This window comes from Bradyrhizobium sp. CCBAU 53415, from assembly GCF_028128735.1.
In the GTDB taxonomy this organism is placed as follows: Bacteria; Pseudomonadota; Alphaproteobacteria; order Rhizobiales; family Xanthobacteraceae; genus Bradyrhizobium.
On record NZ_LBJF01000002.1, the window covers coordinates 415410 to 433906 of the forward strand.

The following is an 18497-nucleotide window of genomic DNA, read 5'->3' on the forward strand; positions in this document are numbered from 1 at the left end:
ACTTCCTGTCGCAGGTCAGAAGCAGGCGGCAAAGCCGGTCCTGATCATTTCGAAGAACACCTGGCTGCCATAGTGGAACCAGAGCGCCAGCGCGCCGATCACGACGAGGCCGCCGATTGCCGCGCCGGCCCACAGCAGCACGGACGGCATTCGGCCGGCAGTGGGCGAATTGTCCGATAGCCGATGCGCTGGATGTAGTGGTTGAGCCATGACAACGATCGGGGCGAAGGCCCCGGTTCCCAGGCTGTCAGATAGGCTTTGCGCCGCCTGCGGGCAAGACGCCGCCTGCGGGGTAAAAGGATTCCGTCAGGCCGCGACCTATCAGTGAAGGAGCTGGCCCCGAGCGGTTTCGAGTTTCTCCGCTTGCGGGAGCGACCGGCGCGACGGCTTGGCCGTCGAGGCCTGTGCGTCCAGGTAGCAGGGCTTGTACATGGCCTCGAGCTGCTTGCCCCTCAGGAAGAGCATCCGCGGGGTAAGCCCGCCCCGCTGGCCGATCCAGCGCTTCACCCGCGAGGGATACATCGCATAGAGCATCTGGGTAGCTTCAGGATTGGTGACGGCGCGGCCGTTGGAGCCGAAATCCCAGGCGGCGTGGAAGCCGAGCGTCGCATGCGAGGTCACGCAGATCCGGTCGTGCGGGATGGCGCCGAGGACGATGGTGCAGGCGGAGGCGCAGAGGCCGTCGATGATGACGGTCTCGCCCGATTGCCTGAGATCCTGGTATTTGTCGACGTAGGTTCCAATCCGGCCGCCGCGGTCATCCGCGATCCGAACCACCGCGTGAGAAGCCCCCACGCCCGCGATCAGGAGAACCGCCGCAAGCAACCCCGTCAGAAACTTCATTGTCCCCCGCCCCAGCGAATTCGAATCTGCGTGTCAGGTGGTGATGCACAGCTAGCGTCTGTCGTAACCAAGGTTTTGTCTAGGCAGGCGGGCTCGATCAAAACAAATTCAAATCCAGTGTTGCGTCCGCGCTGCACTCGGCCGGTCTCTATCCCAAGCGGAACAAGTTAATGAGGTCTTACGCGCCACACCCTTGATCTCAGTTGCAACCGCTGGCTTCAATCCGGGGAACTACAGGGGGAACTCATGGAGGGGCAGGCGCATGGCTGAGGAAGCGGACGTCATCGTCGTCGGCGCGGGACTGTCGGGTCTCGTGGCCGCAACCGAGATCGCCGACGCGGGCAAGCGCGTGATCGTTGTGGACCAGGAAGGAGAGCAGTCGCTCGGTGGCCAGGCGTTCTGGTCGTTCGGCGGACTGTTCCTGGTCGATTCGCCGGAGCAGCGCCGGCTCGGCATCAAGGACTCCTACGAGCTCGCAATGCAGGACTGGCTCGGCACCGCCGGCTTCGACCGCGACGAGGATTATTGGCCGCGGCAATGGGCCGAGGCTTATGTCGCCTTTGCGGCCGGCGAGAAGCGCGACTGGCTGCGCGCGATGGGGCATCGCATCTTCCCCGTGGTCGGCTGGGCCGAGCGCGGCGGCTACGACGCGATGGGCCACGGCAATTCGGTGCCGCGCTTTCACGTGACCTGGGGCACCGGTCCCGGCATCGTCGAACCGTTCGAGCGCCGCGCGCGCGAGGCGCTGAAGAGTGGCCGGCTGAGCTTCAGGTTCCGCCATCGCGTCGATGCGTTCTCGATCACCAACGGCACCGTGGATGGCGTCAGCGGCGCCGTCCTTGCGCCCGACACTGTCGGGCGCGGCAGGAGCTCCTCCCGCGACGCCGTCGGCGAGTTTGCGCTGAAGGCGCAGGCCGTGATCGTCGCCTCCGGCGGCATCGGCGGCAATCACGAGCTGGTGCGGCAGAACTGGCCGAAGCGGCTCGGCGAGCCGCCGAAATTCATGATTTCCGGCGTGCCCGAGCATGTCGATGGCCGCATGATCGGCATCACGGAGAAGACCGGCGCGCGGCTGATCAACCGTGACCGGATGTGGCATTATGTCGAGGGCATCCAGAACTGGTCACCGATCTGGCCGCGCCACGGCATCCGCATCCTGCCCGGCCCGTCCTCGATGTGGTTCGACGCCACGGGCACGCGGCTGCCTGCGCCGCTGTTCCCGGGCTCCGACACGCTCGGCCAGCTCAAATACATCATGTCCACGGGGTATGATTATTCCTGGTTCATCCTGACCCAGAGCATCATCAAGAAGGAGTTTGCGCTGTCGGGCTCGGAGCAGAACCCCGACCTGACCGGCAAGAGCTGGCGCATGACCTTGCGCCGCGCCACCAACAAGGGCGCGCCGGCGCCGGTGGAGGCGTTCAAGAGCCATGGTGTAGACTTCATCGTCCGCGACAGGCTCGATGAGCTCGTTGCGGCCATGAACAAGCTCGCCGGCAGCGATCTCCTGAGGCTCGAGCACATCAGGATGCAAATCGAGGCGCGCGACCGCGAGATCGCCAATCCTTACGTCAAGGACGCGCAGGTCATGAACATCCACAATGCGCGGCGCTACATCGGCGACAAGTTGATCCGCACCGCCTCGCCGCACCGGATTCTGGATCCGGCGCACGGACCGCTGATCGCGGTGAAGCTCAACATCCTCACCCGCAAGACGCTGGGTGGCTTCGAGACCGATCTCGATTCCCGCGTGTTCGGGGAAGAGGGCCGCGTCATTCCCGGCCTCTACGCCGTCGGCGAGGCTGCCGGCTTCGGCGGTGGCGGCATGCATGGCTATCGCTCGCTGGAGGGGACTTTTCTTGGCGGCTGCCTGTTCTCGGGCCGCAATGCGGGCCGTGCCGCCGCCAAGGCGGTGGGTTAGATCATGCTGCGATGGATGCGCATCGCGGCGCTGGCCGCTTCATTGGCGGCAGCTTCAGCTGCGTCCGCCGTTACGATCGACGTCAACGGCGTGAAGCGCTCCTACACCGCGCAACTGCCGGCCAAGAGGCCTGCACCGCTCGTGATCGTGCTGCATGGCAAGACCCAGCGTGGCGCCGACATGATCACGCGGACGGCGTGGCCCCAGGTTGCAAAGCGCGAGGGCCTGGCCGTGGTCTTTCCGGACGGGCTCAACAATGCATGGGCGGACGCGCGAACGAAGGCGGGACCGGCCCTGCGCGGACCGCCGGCGGGTACCGATGACGTCGGCTTCATCGCAAGGCTCGTCGAGAAGCTGGTGGCCGACGGCACGGCCGATGCAAGGCGCGTCTTCGTCGCGGGCATCTCCAATGGCGGCGCCATGGCGATGACCATGGCCTGCGCACGCGCCGATTTGTTTGCGGCGGCTGCGAGCGTGATCATGAATCTCACCGAGGAGGCCGCCGTCACGTGCCATCCATCACGGCCGGTCCCGATGCTGCTCATGAACGGCACCGCCGACCTGCTGGTCCCCTACGGCGGTGGACGCGGAGCGAGCTATTTTGCCGCAGACGGATTCTGGTCGACGGACGAGACGCTGGCGTTCTGGCGCAGTCTCAATGGCTGCGAGACCGATGACGCTGAGGTGACTGATTTGCCGGACAGGGCGCCCGCAGACCATTCCACGGTCACGCGGATCTCCTCACGCTGCCCCCGGGGACACGACGTGGTGCTCTATCGGGTCAATCATGGCGGCCATCGCGTGCCCGGATTCTCTCCGGATGCCCGCTTCCCGAAGGTCGCCGCCGGCCTGCTGGGGCCGCAGAACGCCGACATCGACGGTGCCGAGACGATCTGGACGTTCTTCAGCCGGTTTCCGTAAAGCGACGCATGCATCGCGGTGACGCATCCGCCGCATGCGTGCCGGGCAACACATGCGTGCCTGGGGTGGCAGAGCGCGAGGTGCTGGGCTAGACAGGGCCGCCATTCCAGTGAGGAGATCCCCAATGAGCATTCAGCGTTTTGAAACCGGTCCGCGCATGAGCCAGGTCGTCGTGCACGGCAACACCGTCTATCTCGCCGGCGTCGTCGCGAACAAGGCGGCCGGCGAAAGCGTGACGAAGCAGACCCAGGACATCCTGGCGACCATCGACGGCCACCTCGCCAAGGCCGGTACCGACAAGTCGAAGCTGCTCTCCGCAACGATCTACATCACTGACATGAAGACCTTCGGCGAGATGAACGCAGTGTGGGACGCCTGGGTGTCGCCCGGCAACACGCCGGCGCGCGCAACCGTCGAAGCCAAGCTGGCCGCCCCGCAATACACTGTCGAGATCATGGTCACGGCGGCCAAGTAATTTTCGCGGAATTGGGATGCGACGGAAGCGCGACGAGATCATCGTCGCGCTTCGTTTTTTGCACACACCGATGACCTCCAAGGTAATCGATCCGCGCGCGTGATCCATCGATAGTGACGGTCAGCCGAATACGGCACCATCGAAGGAGAGCACCATGACCGATCCCGTCACCATCGCCCGCGGCTATATCGAGCTCTGGAACGAGCGCACGGCCGGCCGACGCCGCGAACTGCTCAGCGAAAACTGGACGACGGACGCGAGCTATGTCGATCCGCTAATGAGGGGAGACGGCCGCGACGGCATCGAAGCGCTGATCGCAGGCGTGCAGCAGCGCTTTCCCGATTTCAAATTCAAGCTGATCGGCGAGCCCAACGGCTACGGTGATCACATCCGCTTTTCGTGGGGACTTGGTCCCGATGGCGCCGCGGACAGCCCGATCAAAGGCACTGATTTTGCGGTGCTGAGGGAGGGGCGCATCAGCAGCGTAACCGGATTTCTGGACCAGGTGCCGACCGGGGCGTAAGACCGCTGGCCCTCCTCGTTCAGGCGGGGAGGGTAGCACCCCTCGACGAATCCACTCCTGCGGCTTACCTGTCATGCCGTGCCGCCCCGTATCCTCCAAACATCGGCCGAGCCGGCCGCGCTGCTGCCGGATCGCTTCCAGTCGTGGTTCGCAGCCCGCGGCTGGTCGCCGCGCGCGCATCAGCTGGCGCTGCTGGAGAAGGCGCGCGAGGACCGCTCGGCCCTGCTGATCGCGCCGACCGGCGCCGGCAAGACGCTCGCAGGGTTTCTGCCGACGCTGGTGGAGCTGTCGGCGCAGTCGGTCAAACGAGACGCGGGTGCGAAGGGAAACCTCGTTTCCACCGGCCGCAGCGTGCAACGCGCCGGCGGCCTGCACACCCTCTACATCTCGCCGCTCAAGGCGCTCGCCGTCGACATCGCGCGCAATCTGGAGCGGCCGATCGCCGAGATGACGCTGCCGATCAAGGTCGAGACCCGCACCGGCGACACGCCGGTGTCGCGGCGGCAGCGGCAGCGGCGCTATCCGCCGGACGTGTTGCTGACGACGCCCGAGCAGCTTGCGCTGCTGCTGTCCTCCGACGACGCACCGTTCCTGTTTTCCTCCCTGAAGCGCATCGTGCTCGACGAGCTGCATGCACTGGTGACGTCCAAGCGCGGCGATCTGCTCTCGCTCGGGCTCGCGCGGCTGTGGCGTCTCGCGCCGCAGCTGCGCGCGATCGGCCTGTCGGCGACCGTGGCCGAGCCGGATCAGCTTGCGCGCTTCCTGGTGCCGCAGCCCGAGGGCAAGGAGGTCGCCGCCGACGTCGTCGTCGCCGGCGGTGCCGCGCCGCCCGTGGTCGAGATGCTCGATACGCGCGAGCGGCTGCCCTGGGCCGGCCACAGCGCGCGCCACGCGCTCCCCGAAATCTACGAACTGATCAAGGCGAACAAGACCACGCTGGTCTTCGTCAACACCCGCAGCCAAGCCGAGATGCTGTTCCAGAATCTCTGGAGCATGAACGACGACGGCCTTGCCATCGCGCTGCATCACGGCTCGCTCGACGTCGCCCAGCGCCGCAAGGTCGAGGACGCCATGTCGGCGGGCAGACTGCGCGGCGTGGTCTGCACCTCCTCGCTCGACCTCGGGGTCGACTGGGGCGACGTCGATCTCGTCGTCAATATCGGTGCACCCAAGGGCTCCTCGCGCCTGATGCAGCGGATCGGCCGCGCCAACCACCGCCTCGACGAGGCCTCGCGCGCGGTGCTGGTGCCGGCCAACCGCTTTGAAGTCCTGGAATGCCGCGCGGCGATCGACGCGATTGCCGAGAACGCGCAGGATACGCCGCCCTTGCGCATTGGCGCGCTCGACGTGCTGGCCCAGCATGTGCTCGGCTGTGCCTGCGGCAAGCCTTTCCTGAGTGATGAGCTCTACGGCGAGGTCCGCACCGCAGCGCCCTACGCCGATCTGTCGCGGCAGGATTTCGATGATGTCGTCGAGTTCGTCGCCTCCGGCGGCTATGCGCTGAAGACCTACGAGCGCTTCGCCCGCATCAAGCAGGACAAGGAAGGCCGCTGGCGCGTCGCCAATCCAAAGGTGCGGCAGAGCTACCGGATGAATGTCGGCACCATCGTCGAGGACGACATGCTGAAAGTGCGGCTGGTGCGCTCGCGCGGCGGCGGGCAGGGAAGAACGGGCGGCTCGACCGGCGTGATCGCCCGCGGCGGCAGGCTGCTCGGCGAGATCGAGGAAGCCTTCATCGAGGGCCTCAGCCCCGGCGATACCTTCGTGTTCTCAGGCGAGGTGGTGCGCTACGAGGCCCTGGTCGAGGACCAGGTCTATGTCTCGCGCGCGCATGACAAGGACCCGAAGGTGCCGTCCTACATGGGCGGCAAGTTCCCGCTCTCGACCTATCTGGCCGAACGCGTGCGCCGCCTGCTCGCTGATGGGCGCATGTGGAATGGCTTGCCGGAGCAGGTGCGCGACTGGCTGTCGCTGCAAAAGGACGTCTCGCGCGTGCCGGCGGTGCGCGAGCTCCTGGTCGAGAGCTTTCCGCGCGCCAACAAGCATTATCTGGTCTGCTATCCCTTCGAGGGGCGTTTGGCGCACCAGACGCTCGGCATGCTGTTGACGCGCCGGCTGGAGCGCGCCCGCGCGCGGCCGCTCGGCTTCGTCGCCAACGAATACGCGGTGGCGATCTGGGCGCTCGGAGACATGTCGTTCATGATCCGGGAGGGCAGCATCGACCTCAACGCGCTGTTCGACGCTGATATGCTCGGCGACGACCTCGAGGCCTGGCTCGCCGAATCCGCGCTGATGAAGCGCACCTTCCGCAACTGTGCGATCATCTCCGGCCTGATCGCCCGCCGTCATACCGGCGAGGAGAAAAGCCGCCGCCAGGTGCTGTTCTCGACCGATCTCGTCTACGACGTGCTGCGCAAGCACCAGGCCGATCACGTGCTGCTGCGCGCCGCGCGTGCCGATGCCGCCACCGGCCTGCTCGACCTGCGCCGCCTCGGCGACATGCTCGCCCGCATCCACGGCCGCATCACGCATCGGGAACTCGACCGCGTCTCTCCGCTGGCGGTCCCCGTGATGCTGGAAATCGGCCGCGAGTCGGTCTATGGCGAAGCTGCAGACGAACTGTTGGCCGAAGCCGCCGACGAACTCGTCAAAGAGGCGATGTCTTAGACGGCAAGAATGTATTTTCGGGGCGCAACTCTACCCACATCGTCATGCCCGGGCCTTCGCCGCGCCGAAGCGGCTTCGGCCGCGCCGGCGGGACAGGCCCGGCCATGACCGAGCAAGTGGCAATCTCGATTTCCTCAACGCGTGCTTTGGACGTTGCAGGCATCTCGCTCCGGGTCGACCTCTCCGGCGCATTGTTCTGGGAAGAGCAGCGCCTGCTCGTCGTCTCCGATCTGCATCTGGAAAAGGGCTCCAGCTTCGCCACCCGCGGCGTGCTGCTGCCGCCTTACGACACGCTGGCCACGCTGAGCCGTCTCGCCGCCGTCACCGCCCGCCATGATCCCCGAATCGTCATCGCGCTCGGCGACAGTTTTCACGATCGCACCGCGCATGAGCGCCTGTCGGCGCAGGACCGCGACGCGGTCGCCGCGCTCCAGAGCGGCCGCGACTGGATCTGGATCTCGGGCAATCACGATCCCATGCTGCCGCGCGATCTCGGCGGCACCGTCGCGGACGAAGTCGTGATCGGCCCGATCACCTTCCGTCACGAGCCGACCGGTGCAAGCGGCGAGATCGCCGGCCATCTGCATCCGAAGGCGCGCGTCTCCGCGCGCGGACGCTCGATGGAGCGCCGCTGCTTCGCCTCCGACGGCGCACGGGTGGTGATGCCGGCCTTCGGCGCCTATGCCGGCGGCCTCAGTATCCGCGATGCTGCCTTCGCCAAGATCTTTCCGAAGAACGGCTTCGTCGCTCATCTGCTCGGTGACCGCCGCGTCCACGCCATTGCGGCCTCGCGCTGCTATTGAGACGCCGGCCGAAACTAGGACAGCACTCCATTCAGTAGTTTTCCGGAATCGCCCAAGCCTGTCGCCGGTTCTAACCTCACGCTCGCCGGGGCTGGATTTCTCATCCCGAACAAGATTGTAACCGGCAAGGGGTCGCTGCGAGGCGGCCCCTTTCGATTCCGGCAATCCACAGCGGGCCTTGGCCGGACGGGGATCCTTGATCGCCTCAGAACAAATTAAGAACAATTTAGCAAGTCTTTGATATATCATTGTGATTCGGCGCATCGCCGACACAATATCTAGCGGCTGTCAGACTTTGCGAGGACTAGATGTCCACCATCGCCTTCGATCAATTTGCCCTTACCCGGATCGCCGATTTCGCGCGATCGCTGTCGCGGCTGCATCAGGCCGCGCGCCGTTATGCCGTCGACGACGACCAGTTCGATCGCGAGTTCAACGCGGTATGCCAGTCGATCTGGGGCTACACCATCGACGACGTCAGCGACGATCTGTTCTCGACGGAGGACCATCTGTTTCTCGACACGCTGGACGAGGCGCATGCGCGCATCTTCGCGGCCGAGCAGGGTTATGACCTCGTCGACGAAGCGGGCATGCTGACCGATTGGTGGGGCTTTTGCTGGATGATCTTGGCCGAGAAGCGTGGCCTCTTGACGCCGGAAAACCGCGCCGCTGCGCGCGCGGCGATCGAGGAGAAATATCTGGCCGCGCCGAACGTGATCGGGGTGATCATCGGCAGGTGATCGCGTGCCCCGGACAAAGCGCAGCGCTCCCGGCGATGCGAAGCATCGTCCGGTGCGATGCGCTGCAGAGCCGGGGCCCATCTCGCGGCATTCTAAGGGTCCCGGCTCAGCGTCGCATCGCTTTCGCGCTGCGCCGCCGTCCGGGACACGAGATCAATCCAGCCCCGCCCGCTTCGCCGGCTTCGCGGCCGTCTTCGGCACCGTCACATCGGGCAGCGCCTCGCGCACGATCTCTGCGGCCGGCGCATCTGCCGACATCGTCTCTGCCCGCACCGGCGCCACCTTCATTTCGCCGAGGCGTGCGCGGACCTGCGCGGTGAGGCCGGGATAGGAGGCGACCGGGGTGAAATCCGCGGCCTGGTCGTTGCCGACGCGGATACCGGTATAGGCGACGAGGCCGTCGGTGGTGGCGATCACGTCGCCGGCCTTCAGTGAAGAGTCCAGCGCGAGATCGACCGGGGCGAGGCCGACCGGCTCGCGGCCGTTACAGGTGCAGTCGGCGCGCAGCGCCTTGCGATAGGCGAACGCGTTCTCGCTGTCGGCATAGCGCTCGCCGGTCTGCGAATAGGCGCCGTCGATGCTGGACCCAAAATAGACCTTTGTCGCGGTGGCGGGACAGAACGCCTGACACATCTGCGCCGGTGACACGGTGCCTCGCATCAGCGGAAAATACTTGCCATCGCAGCTGCGCACGCAGAAGGCCGGGCCCGAGCCGGCTGCGGCCGAGCGTGTCGGCGGTACATATTGCGGGTTTGCCGGATTCTGCTGGCCCGTGAAGGGATCGGAGGAGGTTGCCGGCTGTGGCCGTTGCATTCCGCCGAACAGGAAGTCGAACAGGCCCTCGGCCGAAACCGGGGTCGAGGCCGCGAGCACGGGAACCGCAACCATGACAGCTACGAGCATCGCACGCCGCAGCCGCCGCGTATGGGATAACTCTGTACGCAAGGCTCACTCCACCCGACGCTACTGAACCGGCCGGGACCGTTCGAGGTCTCAGCACACGATTCACCTTAGTTCGCGATGGTAAATGAGCAGTTTCGTGGAGGCGGTTTCAAGACGAGGCGGTGATCTCTTTAAGGCCGGGCCCAGCTTTCACGGACGGCGTTGCTTCCGGGGCACGCTCAGGCATGTCGACCGAGAATGTCTCGTTTCGTTCTCCTACGCCTTCAGGAATTCCGACGCCTTGTACAGCGAGCGGAACGGCAGGCCGGCCGCACCGAACGTGTCGGTGGCGCCCTCCTCGCGGTCGACCATGGTCAGCACCAGCACCACATTGGCGCCGGTCTCTCGCACCGATTCCACCGCCTTCATCGCCGAACCGCCTGTGGTGGTGACGTCCTCGACGATCACGACGCGCTTGCCTGCCAGCGTCTCGCCCTTGGGCAGGCCCTCGATCGCAAGCTTGGCGCCATGCTCTTTCGGCTTCTTGCGCACGAAGAAGGCCGCGATCGGATGGCCCTTGATCCAGGAGATCTGCGCCAGCGCGCCGGCCAGCGGCACCGCGCCCATCTCGAGTCCGCCGATGAAATCGAGCTGGTCGTCCTTCAGCGCCTCATAGGTCAGCTCGGCGAGCAGGGTCGCGCCTTCAGGGTCGAGCATGGTCGGTTTGAGGTTGAAGTAGAAATCGCTCTTGCGGCCCGACGCGAGTGTCACCTCGCCGCGGCCGAATGAGCGCCGGCGGATGATTTCGAACAAGCGGGCGCGGGAGGCTGATTTCGACACGGCGGTCCCTCGAACAGCGTTTTTGGTGGAGGCGGAATTTATCCGGCACAGTCGCGACATTCCAGAGGCGGCGTCTCCCGTCAACAGGGATCGGCCATCCCGAACCGCCGGTTGTGAGGGCGCAACCTTCTGGAGTAGTTGAGGGGCAAGCCTCTTGGGGAAGGAAACGGGAATGACCATCGAGCTCTACACCTGGAACACGCCGAACGGCCGCAAGATCTCGGTCGCGCTGGAGGAGATGGGGCTGTCCTACAGGGTGATCCCGGTGAACATCACCAAGGGCGAGCAGATGGCGCCGGAGTTCCTCAAGCTCTCTCCCAACAACAAGATCCCGGCGATCGTCGATCCCGAGGGACCCGACGGCAAGCCCGTCAGCATCTTCGAATCGGGCGCGATCCTGCTTTATCTCGGCGAAAAGACCGGCAAATTCCTGCCGAAATCGCTTGGCGAGCGGATCCCCGTCTACGAATGGCTGATGTGGCAGATGGGCGGCTTCGGCCCGATGCCGGGCCAGGTGCACCATTTCATCGCGCTGGAGAATGAGCTGGATCGCGCCTACGGCCTGAAGCGCTTCATGGCGGAGACGCGCCGGCTCTACGGCGTGCTGGACCAGTGGCTCGAGGGGCGCGACTTCGTCGCCGGCGGGCTCTCGATTGCCGATTTTGCCATCCTGGGCTGGGCCTGGCGCCATCCTCGCCACAAGGTCGATCTGGCCGACTTCCCCAACGTCAGGCGCTGGTACGAGGCGCTGATGGCCCGCCCGGCGGTGAAGCGCGGCATGGATGCGAAGCTGGATTGATGGCGCTCTTACCCTCCCCTGGAGNCTCCAAAACGCTTCTTGGCCTCGGTCTCGGCCTTCCGCTTGGCCTCGTCCTCATGGCGATGGCGTTCGTCCTCCGCCTTGCGGCGGGCCTCGGCTGCTTCGCGCTCCGCGCGTTCGGCGGCTTCGCGGACGGCACGGCGCTGGGCCTCTTCCTCGGCCTGGCGGCGCTCCTCGACCTCGCGCAGCTTGGCATCGGCCAGCGCGCTGGCGCGGGCCGAACGCTCATCCTCGGTCAGGGTGCGCAGCACCACGCCGGAACCGGCATTGCGAGGCGCGGCGGGCGGCGCCGGGCGCGACGGCGCGGCGGGTGCGGCCGGCGCCGGCTTTGCAGTGACCTCAGGCGCGTGCGGCTCGGGGCCATCGCCAATGCGGCGCTTGCCGCGCTTCTCGACCACGACCTGCTTGCTGCGGCCATGGCTGAAGCTCTGGCGCACGGTGCCCGTTTCGACGCGCGGCTTGAGCGATAGCGTCTTGCTCGGAACGCTCAGCTTCTTGTCGCCAGGGGTCTTGGTATCAACCATTCAGCAGTCCTAATCCTGATTTATCAGTGTTGTGCGTTGCCGCACCGTCCAATTGGGTCGTCGTTGTCTCTCAGAAATCCTGGCCGGGCTTTTCGGCAGTCTTGTCATCGTCCGCCATCCGGTATCGGACCAGCATCTGGCTACGTGACAGGAATGACTTGCTCGCCGGGCCCGCGAGCAGGGCAGCATGTATCACATTTGACCGGGTCAGTGCCAAATCCAATTCTACCGATTTCAGTGCGGTAACGACGGGAATCTGCGGTTGGGCACCGCGATTTCCAGCATTTTGACGCGCCAGCATGTCCAATTTGCGGATTCCGTCCGCGGCCCCGTCGCTGGCATGGATCAGGACCTCGACCGTTCCTTCCCGAAGGGCGCTCTCGACCTTGCCGAAGCCGGCCACGACCTGCCCCGCCTTGGCGGCGATCCCAAGGGCTTCCGTCACGCTCCGGACCAGGAGTGCCTCGATGTCGGTGGGAAGCGTCTGGGGGGCGCGCAAATCGCGCTTGAAGGCCTTATTGAATTGGTGACGCCGCACGGCTTCCGCAACCACCTTGCGTGAGGCTGTGATCCACATGCCGCGTCCGGGCAGCTTGCGCTTGAGATCGGGAACCACGTCGCCCTGCGGCGACACGACGAAGCGGATCAGCTCGTCGATCGGCCGGACCTCGCGACTGACCGCGCACATGCGCATGGTCGCGGACTTTTCGGTCCGCGGCCCATGGTCGAGTTCGCTGTCAGTGCTGGCGAGCATCCGGGCGACATCCTCCTACGCCTTCCAAGTCGCGTGTTCTCTAAGCAAAACCGGTCTCCACTTTCGTTCAACACGCCTTACGCCGGCTGGTCTTCGGTCGCCGGAGCCTCTTCAGCAGGCTTGGCGAGATCGGCTTCGGTGATCCAGCCGGCCTTGACGCGGGCCTGCATGATCATCGCTTCGGCGTCGTCACGGGAGATGTCGATGCCGTCGAGCGCGCCGGCGTGCTTGGTCTGCTCGCCGCCTTCCTTGCGCTCGGTCCAGCCGACCAGGTCGTCGGTGGCGCAGCCTGCGAGGTCGTCGACCGTCTTGATGTCGTTCTCGCCGAACTGCACCAGCATCTTCGAGGTCACGCCGGGCACGTCCTTGAGCGCGTCCTCGACGCCAAGTTCCTTGCGCCTGGCCTCGAGCTCGGCTTCCTGCTGCTCCAGATATTCGCGGGCGCGGTTCTGGAGCTCTTGCGCGGTCTCCTCGTCAAAACCCTCGATGCTGGCGAGTTCCTTGAGGTCCACCATCGCGAGTTCCTCGACCGAGGTGAAGCCTTCTGACGCCAGCAGCTGGCCGACCACTTCGTCGACGTTGAGCGATTCCATGAAGACGCGGGTGGAATTCTCGAAGTCGGCCTGGCGGCGCTCCGATTCCTCCTGCTCGGTCAGGATGTCGATGTCCCAGCCGGTGAGCTGCGAGGCCAGACGCACGTTCTGGCCGCGGCGGCCGATCGCCAGCGAGAGCTGGTTGTTGGTGTCGGGAACGACGACCTCGATGCGCTCACGGTCCTCGTCGATGACGACCTTGGAGACTTCGGCTGGCGCCAGCGCGTTGACCACGAAGGTCGCGATGTCGGGCGACCAGGGAATGATGTCGATCTTCTCGCCCTGCAGTTCGTTCACCACCGCCTGCACGCGCGAGCCGCGCATGCCGACGCAGGCGCCGACCGGATCCACCGAGGAATCGCGGGAAATCACGCCGATTTTCGCGCGCGAGCCGGGATCGCGGGCCACCGCCTTGATCTCGACGATGCCGTCATAGATCTCCGGCACTTCCTGCGCGAACAGCTTCGCCATGAACTGCGGGTGAGTGCGGGAGAGGAAGATCTGCGGGCCTCTCGTCTCGCGGCGGACGTCGAAGATGTAGGCGCGGACGCGGTCGCCGTTGCGGAACACTTCGCGCGGCAGCATCTCGTCGCGGCGGATGATGGCCTCGCCACGGCCGAGATCGACGATCACGCTGCCATATTCGACGCGCTTGACGACGCCGTTGACGATGTCGCCGATGCGGTCCTTGAATTCCTGGTACTGCCGGTCGCGCTCGGCCTCGCGCACCTTCTGCACGATCACCTGCTTGGCCGATTGCGCGGCGATGCGACCATATTCCAGCGGCGGCAGGGTGTCGGCGATGGTGTCGCCGACCTGGGCACCGGGATTGGCGCGCTGCGCGTCGACCAGCGAGATCTGGTTGGAATGATTCTCGACCTTGTCGACCACCAGCATGTGGCGCGACAGCCGCAGCTCGCCCTTCTTCGGGTCGATCTCGGCATGAACGTCAGTTTCACTGCCGTAACGGGCCCGTGCCGCCTTGGCGATGGCGTCTTCCATCGCCGCGATGACGATGCCGCGGTCGATCGATTTCTCGCGTGCGACGGCATCGGCGATCTGAAGCAATTCAAGTCGGTTGGCGCTGACTGCCATGGCTAGTCTCCTTGGTCAGGCTCGGTCTCGCCGCGCCGCGCGCGTTCGGCGGCCAGGCGATGTTGCTTGGTGTTCTTCGGGGCCGGCTTCTTCTTCGACCTGGTGTTCCTGGTGGTTTTCTCGCTGATTTTCGCGTGCGGCGCCTGCGGCGGTTCGAGACCGAGATTGCGGCGCATCTCGCGCGCCTCGGCCTTGCCGCGGCGCATCGATTCGGCAATCAGCTCGTCGGTCAGCACCAGCCGGGCCTCGCCGATATCCTCCATGGTCAGGAGCACGTCGGCATCGTCGCCCGCCTTGACGTCGTCGCGATGCAGATGCACGCGGTCGCCTTCGACGGCACCGAGCGCGCCGCGGAAACGCTTCCGCCCCTCATGCGCGACCGCCATCTCGACCTTCACCAGATGCCCAAAATAGCGCTCGAAATCGGAGCGCCGCACCAGCGGACGGTCGATCCCCGGCGAGGAGATCTCCAGCCGGTAGGCGCGATCGATGGGATCGGCGACGTCGAGCACGGGCGACAATGCCCGCGAGATCGCTTCGCAATCCTCGATCTGCATCGAGCCGTCCGGTCGCTCGGCCATGATCTGCACGGTGCAGCCGGCTTCCCCGGAAATGCGGATCCGCACCAGGCGATAGCCCATGCCCTGGAGCACGGGAGCCGCGACCGCCGACACCCGTGCCGCGACGCCCGGCTCGACCACGAGCCGCGGCTCGGCCAGCAATTCGGCATCCGTGGAACCAGGGTTCGGTTCGGTCATGTCCAGGGTCAGGGCGCTCGTTGGTTAAGGCTTGGGTTAAGGCTTGGTTACGACTTCAAAGCCCGTTTCGGAACTCTCCCGACAGCGCGTCGGGCCGCATCTCCCACCAAGCCGCGTTCAGGTAATAAAAAAGAGCGGGTCCTTTCGGGCCCACTCTCACTACGCGGATCGTATGAGAAGATGAATTGGCGCTGATATAGCGCTTTCCGGCCGCCCGGACAAGGCCCATTGCGGCGGGAACGGGGGCTTTTTGCGCCGATCCGCGAACCCTGCGCAACGCTTCTTTCATCAAGCAGGCCTAAATTCCCCGATCGTGGGGCGGCTTGAACCAAGGGCGCACCCGCGGCGTGCCCCGTTCGAGTTGCGTTTCCATGACCGTTGCCACGTCGCTCATTCCTGGATTGGACGATATCGTCAAACGCGGCGATCCGCGGCGACGCGGAGAGATCGCGCGTGCCATCGCCCAGTTGTTCTTCCAGGATGCGGAGAAGCTCCGCCCCGAGTTGATCGATCTCTTCGACAATCTCCTGATCGACCTCGTCCCGCATGCCGAGCTGGCCTCGCGCGTCGATCTGGCCGAGCGTTTCTCGCGCCTGAACAACGCGCCGCCGCACCTGGTCAATCAGCTCGCGCGCGAGAACGAGATCATGGTGGCCGGCCCCGTGCTGCGCCGCTCGCCAGTGCTCGACGATGCGGCTCTTGTCGAGATCGCGCGCTTGAAAGGCCAGGGCCATCTCCTGGCGATGACGGAGCGCCCCGCGCTGTCTCCCGTCGTCACCGACGTGCTGGTCGAGCGCGGCGATCGCGACGTGGTGCGCCGCGCCGCGGGCAATGCCGGTGCGGCGTTCTCACCAGGCAGCTATTCCGAGATGATCAAGCGCGCGGCGCAGGACGGCGTGCTGACGCTCAAGATCGGCCAGCGCAATGACCTTTCCGGCGAGCACCTGAGACAGCTTCTCGACGGGACGCTCGACGTCATCCGCCGCCGACTCTCCAGCGTGGTCAATCCCACGCGCCAAGTCGAGATCAAGCGCGCGATGGCGGCGATCGAGGAGGCCGCGCTGCCGCCGGGGCCGCGACGCGATTTTTCGGGCGCGCAGCGCACGGTGCTCGCGCTGCATCGCGAGGGCCATCTCGGCGAGAGCGCGCTGCTCGGTTTCGCCAAGGCGCACAAATACGAGGAATCGATCGCCTCGCTGTCGGCGATGTCCGGCGTTCGCCTCTCGATCCTCGATCGCCTGATCGCGGGCGACCGCTACGATCCACTTCTGATCTTGGGCCGCGTGCTCAATCTCGGCTGGCCCACGGTGCGCGCGCTCATCCTGCTCTGGTACGGCCCGCAACGCACGCCGACCGATGCCGACATCGAGGTCGCGCGCGCAAACTTCACGCGCCTGATGCCCGCGACCGCCGAACGCGTCGTGAATTTCTGGCGCAACCGGCGGACGATCTGACTAACCGACCCGCCTGAACCTCAAATAGGCCGCCCTGCGTCCTTCCCGTGCGGCCTTTCGGCCGTAGCGTGTCATGGTGTAGCCCGGCCATGGCTGGCGGAAATCATCGGCGCGCTCGGCAAGCCAGACGAAGTCCTGCGAGCGTGCAAGATGCGACAGCGTCCAGGCGCAGTAGTCGTCGATGTCGCAGACGAAGCGGAATTCGCCGCCGCTCCGGAGCACGCGCGCCATTGCGGCGATCGTCCGGTCCTGGACGAAACGCCGCTTCCAGTGCCGTCGCTTCGGCCAGGGATCGGGGTGGATCAGGTCGATCCCCGACAGCGAATCCTTCGGAAGCCAGGCCAGCAGTTCGGCAGCATCGCCGGCGAAAAGGCGGATGTTGCCGATGTTGGCGGCCTCGATCTGCGCGAGGATTTTCGCCATGCCGTTGACATAGGGCTCGCAGCCGATGAAGCCGGTCGCGGGGAAGTTCTTCGCCTCCGCCGCAAGATGCTCGCCGCCGCCGAAGCCGATCTCGAGCCTGACATCTTCGGCTGCGGGGGCGAAGATCGCGCGAGCATCCGCCGGCGTCTCGCGGTCGATGTCGAGCGCAAGATGCGGCAGCAGATGATCGATCAGCTCGGCCTGGTGCTGCCTGAGCTTGTGGCCCTTGCGGCGTCCGAAGAAGGCGCGCTCGCTGTCCTCGCGATCGGGGTCTGACTTGCGTTCGCTCATCGCAGCGTCTGATAGAGGCGATGGAGCAGCCGCGCGCGCGGCGCGAGCGACGAGACATAGAGCTGCTCATAATGGGTGTGCGCGCCCTTGCCGTCGACCCCGAGCCCGTCCAGCGTCGCGGTGTGCGCGGCGGTGAAATTGCCGTCCGAGCCGCCGCCCGTATGCGTGTCGATCAGCTCGAAGCCGATCTCCGCGGCGAGTGTCTTCGCATGCTCGTACAGCGAGGCGCCGGCATTGCTCTTCTCGTAAGGCGGACGATTGAGCTCGCCGGTGACCGTGACGGTGACGCCGTCCGTCTTCGAAGTCAGGGCGAGAATCCTGCCGACGAACTCGTCTGCGTCCTCGAAGCTCAGCACGCGCAGGTCGACTTCGGCATAGGCCTCCTCCGGAGTGACGTTGGGACGCGTGCCCCCGCGCACCACGCCGACATTGACGGTGACGCCGCGCGTCAGATCGTTCATCCCTTCCAGTGCCAGGATGACGTTGCCGAGCTCGCGGACGGCGCTGCGGCCGTCTTCGGGCCGGGAGCCGGCATGCGCGGGCACGCCCTTGATGAACACCTGGAAGCGTCCGACGCCCTTGCGTCCGGTGACGATCTTGCCGCCGTCACGCGCCGGCTCCGTCACCAGCACATATTTGGCCTTGCGTCCCTCCCGCTCGATCAGCGCGCGGGAGGTGGGGCTGCCGATCTCCTCGTCGGAGGTGAACAGGTGCGTGATGCCGAGCGGCGAGCGATCGGCCGTTGCACAAAGCGCGCGAAAGGCGTGATGGGCGATGTAGGCGCCGCCCTTCATGTCGTAGATGCCGGGACCGAACGCAACGTCGCCTTCGACCCTGAACGGCAGTCGCTCGATGAATCCGATCGGATGAACGGTATCGAGGTGGCTCAGCACCAGGATGCCTGGCCGGTCCTGACCCCAATTCGTGCGCGCCATGAGATGATCGCCGCAGCCGTCCACGCCGGCGATGCGCTCGAGCGTGACAGGCAGATCGCGGTATTGCTCAGCGACCAATGAGACCAGCTTGTTGACCTGTTGAGGCGCTTCCGTCGGGGTCTCGATCTCCACCCAGCGGCGGATGCCATCGAGGATAGTTTGAGAATCGAACCAATTGGATCCGGTCATGGACGCATCTGTGCCTATGTATTGCATCATCGAAGCGGACGCGCAT

The 18497-nt window shown here is 65.7% G+C and carries 18 protein-coding genes and 1 pseudogene; 9 read left to right on the forward strand and 10 right to left on the reverse strand.

Translation table 11 applies throughout. From position 1 onward, the window contains the following. Positions 1-15 precede the first annotated feature (15 nt). Together XH87_RS08225 and XH87_RS08230 are read right to left on the reverse strand one after the other, a co-directional pair. The gene (locus XH87_RS08225; RefSeq protein ID WP_035708974.1) at positions 16-210 is read right to left on the reverse strand and encodes a hypothetical protein; all 195 of its coding nucleotides are present in this window, start codon (positions 208-210) and stop codon (positions 16-18) included. A gap of 111 nt (positions 211-321) precedes the next feature. Continuing rightward, the gene (locus tag XH87_RS08230; protein ID WP_035708972.1) at positions 322-843 is read right to left on the reverse strand and encodes a hypothetical protein; all 522 of its coding nucleotides are present in this window, start codon (positions 841-843) and stop codon (positions 322-324) included. 262 nt (positions 844-1105) lie between these two features. Here XH87_RS08230 and XH87_RS08235 point away from each other — a divergent pair, with 262 nt between their 5' ends. The 7 genes from XH87_RS08235 to XH87_RS08265 all read left to right on the forward strand — a co-directional run bounded on the left by XH87_RS08235 (position 1106) and on the right by XH87_RS08265 (position 8893). After that, positions 1106-2764 (forward strand): FAD-binding dehydrogenase, encoded by a 1659-nt coding sequence (locus XH87_RS08235; RefSeq protein WP_271586865.1) that lies wholly within the window; start codon positions 1106-1108, stop codon positions 2762-2764. A 3-nt stretch (positions 2765-2767) separates the two neighbouring features. Beyond that, positions 2768-3685: an alpha/beta hydrolase family esterase gene (locus XH87_RS08240; RefSeq protein WP_271586866.1), complete on the forward strand. Its 918-nt coding sequence runs from the start codon at positions 2768-2770 to the stop codon at positions 3683-3685. Between the two features lie 124 nt (positions 3686-3809). Next, positions 3810-4160, forward strand: coding sequence for a RidA family protein (locus tag XH87_RS08245; protein WP_027575148.1), 351 nt, complete (start codon positions 3810-3812; stop codon positions 4158-4160). Between the two features lie 154 nt (positions 4161-4314). Further along, positions 4315-4683, forward strand: coding sequence for a nuclear transport factor 2 family protein (locus XH87_RS08250; RefSeq protein WP_271586867.1), 369 nt, complete (start codon positions 4315-4317; stop codon positions 4681-4683). Positions 4684-4761: 78 nt separating this feature from the next. Then, positions 4762-7350, forward strand: a complete 2589-nt coding sequence (locus XH87_RS08255; protein WP_271586868.1) for a ligase-associated DNA damage response DEXH box helicase — start codon at positions 4762-4764, stop codon at positions 7348-7350. Positions 7351-7454: 104 nt separating this feature from the next. Further along, a complete protein-coding gene (gene pdeM / locus XH87_RS08260) occupies positions 7455-8153 on the forward strand; it encodes a ligase-associated DNA damage response endonuclease PdeM (protein ID WP_271586869.1) in 699 nt (232 codons plus the stop codon). Between the two features lie 308 nt (positions 8154-8461). Continuing rightward, complete coding sequence (locus tag XH87_RS08265; protein ID WP_035708948.1) at positions 8462-8893, forward strand: hypothetical protein; 432 nt, start codon at positions 8462-8464, stop codon at positions 8891-8893. Positions 8894-9046: 153 nt separating this feature from the next. On the opposite strand, the gene XH87_RS08270 is transcribed toward XH87_RS08265, so the two are convergent. Together XH87_RS08270 and pyrE are read right to left on the reverse strand one after the other, a co-directional pair. Next, positions 9047-9796 carry a DUF2865 domain-containing protein gene (locus tag XH87_RS08270; RefSeq protein ID WP_035708946.1) on the reverse strand — a complete coding sequence of 250 codons (750 nt, stop codon included), beginning with the start codon at positions 9794-9796 and terminating at the stop codon, positions 9047-9049. A gap of 255 nt (positions 9797-10051) precedes the next feature. Then, positions 10052-10615 (reverse strand): orotate phosphoribosyltransferase, encoded by a 564-nt coding sequence (gene pyrE / locus XH87_RS08275; protein ID WP_027575142.1) that lies wholly within the window; start codon positions 10613-10615, stop codon positions 10052-10054. Between the two features lie 172 nt (positions 10616-10787). Between pyrE and XH87_RS08280 the strand changes: the two genes are divergently transcribed. After that, positions 10788-11414: a glutathione S-transferase family protein gene (locus XH87_RS08280; RefSeq protein ID WP_271586870.1), complete on the forward strand. Its 627-nt coding sequence runs from the start codon at positions 10788-10790 to the stop codon at positions 11412-11414. On the opposite strand, the pseudogene XH87_RS08285 reads toward XH87_RS08280, so the two are convergent. From XH87_RS08285 to rimP, 4 genes and pseudogenes are all read right to left on the reverse strand, one after another. Then, positions 11362-11959, reverse strand: a pseudogene (locus XH87_RS08285) (translation initiation factor IF-2 associated domain-containing protein); the annotation flags it as partial. The gene XH87_RS08280 and the pseudogene XH87_RS08285 overlap by 53 nt on opposite strands. Positions 11960-12029: 70 nt before the next feature. Then, a complete protein-coding gene (locus tag XH87_RS08290; RefSeq protein ID WP_271586871.1) occupies positions 12030-12713 on the reverse strand; it encodes an RNA-binding protein in 684 nt (227 codons plus the stop codon). Between the two features lie 77 nt (positions 12714-12790). Then, positions 12791-14401 (reverse strand): transcription termination factor NusA, encoded by a 1611-nt coding sequence (nusA, locus tag XH87_RS08295; RefSeq protein ID WP_271586872.1) that lies wholly within the window; start codon positions 14399-14401, stop codon positions 12791-12793. Between the two features lie 2 nt (positions 14402-14403). Then, complete coding sequence (gene rimP / locus XH87_RS08300) at positions 14404-15159, reverse strand: ribosome maturation factor RimP (protein WP_271586873.1); 756 nt, start codon at positions 15157-15159, stop codon at positions 14404-14406. Positions 15160-15530: 371 nt separating this feature from the next. On the opposite strand from rimP, the gene XH87_RS08305 reads away from it, so the two are divergent. Further along, a complete protein-coding gene (locus XH87_RS08305; RefSeq protein ID WP_271586874.1) occupies positions 15531-16613 on the forward strand; it encodes a DUF2336 domain-containing protein in 1083 nt (360 codons plus the stop codon). On the opposite strand, the gene XH87_RS08310 is transcribed toward XH87_RS08305, so the two are convergent. Next, entirely contained in the window at positions 16614-17327 is a 714-nt protein-coding gene (locus tag XH87_RS08310; protein ID WP_271586875.1) for a tRNA (guanine(46)-N(7))-methyltransferase TrmB, read from the reverse strand. Further along, positions 17324-18481, reverse strand: coding sequence for a M20 family metallopeptidase (locus XH87_RS08315; RefSeq protein WP_271586876.1), 1158 nt, complete (start codon positions 18479-18481; stop codon positions 17324-17326). The genes XH87_RS08310 and XH87_RS08315 overlap by 4 nt, the downstream gene beginning before the upstream one ends. Positions 18482-18497: the final 16 nt, after the last annotated feature.

Excerpts from the sequence above, each read along its gene's own strand:
- XH87_RS08225 (WP_035708974.1), bottom strand. The coding sequence starts at position 210 with ATGGCTCAACCACTACATCCAGCGCATCGGCTATCGGACAATTCGCCC.
- XH87_RS08230 (WP_035708972.1), bottom strand. The coding sequence starts at position 843 with ATGAAGTTTCTGACGGGGTTGCTTGCGGCGGTTCTCCTGATCGCGGGC.
- XH87_RS08235 (WP_271586865.1), top strand. The coding sequence starts at position 1,106 with ATGGCTGAGGAAGCGGACGTCATCGTCGTCGGCGCGGGACTGTCGGGT.
- XH87_RS08240 (WP_271586866.1), top strand. The coding sequence starts at position 2,768 with ATGCTGCGATGGATGCGCATCGCGGCGCTGGCCGCTTCATTGGCGGCA.
- XH87_RS08245 (WP_027575148.1), top strand. The coding sequence starts at position 3,810 with ATGAGCATTCAGCGTTTTGAAACCGGTCCGCGCATGAGCCAGGTCGTC.
- XH87_RS08250 (WP_271586867.1), top strand. The coding sequence starts at position 4,315 with ATGACCGATCCCGTCACCATCGCCCGCGGCTATATCGAGCTCTGGAAC.
- pdeM (WP_271586869.1), top strand. The coding sequence starts at position 7,455 with ATGACCGAGCAAGTGGCAATCTCGATTTCCTCAACGCGTGCTTTGGAC.
- XH87_RS08265 (WP_035708948.1), top strand. The coding sequence starts at position 8,462 with ATGTCCACCATCGCCTTCGATCAATTTGCCCTTACCCGGATCGCCGAT.
- XH87_RS08270 (WP_035708946.1), bottom strand. The coding sequence starts at position 9,796 with ATGCTCGTAGCTGTCATGGTTGCGGTTCCCGTGCTCGCGGCCTCGACC.
- XH87_RS08280 (WP_271586870.1), top strand. The coding sequence starts at position 10,788 with ATGACCATCGAGCTCTACACCTGGAACACGCCGAACGGCCGCAAGATC.
- XH87_RS08290 (WP_271586871.1), bottom strand. The coding sequence starts at position 12,713 with ATGCTCGCCAGCACTGACAGCGAACTCGACCATGGGCCGCGGACCGAA.
- nusA (WP_271586872.1), bottom strand. The coding sequence starts at position 14,401 with ATGGCAGTCAGCGCCAACCGACTTGAATTGCTTCAGATCGCCGATGCC.
- rimP (WP_271586873.1), bottom strand. The coding sequence starts at position 15,159 with ATGACCGAACCGAACCCTGGTTCCACGGATGCCGAATTGCTGGCCGAG.
- XH87_RS08305 (WP_271586874.1), top strand. The coding sequence starts at position 15,531 with ATGACCGTTGCCACGTCGCTCATTCCTGGATTGGACGATATCGTCAAA.
- XH87_RS08310 (WP_271586875.1), bottom strand. The coding sequence starts at position 17,327 with ATGAGCGAACGCAAGTCAGACCCCGATCGCGAGGACAGCGAGCGCGCC.
- XH87_RS08315 (WP_271586876.1), bottom strand. The coding sequence starts at position 18,481 with ATGATGCAATACATAGGCACAGATGCGTCCATGACCGGATCCAATTGG.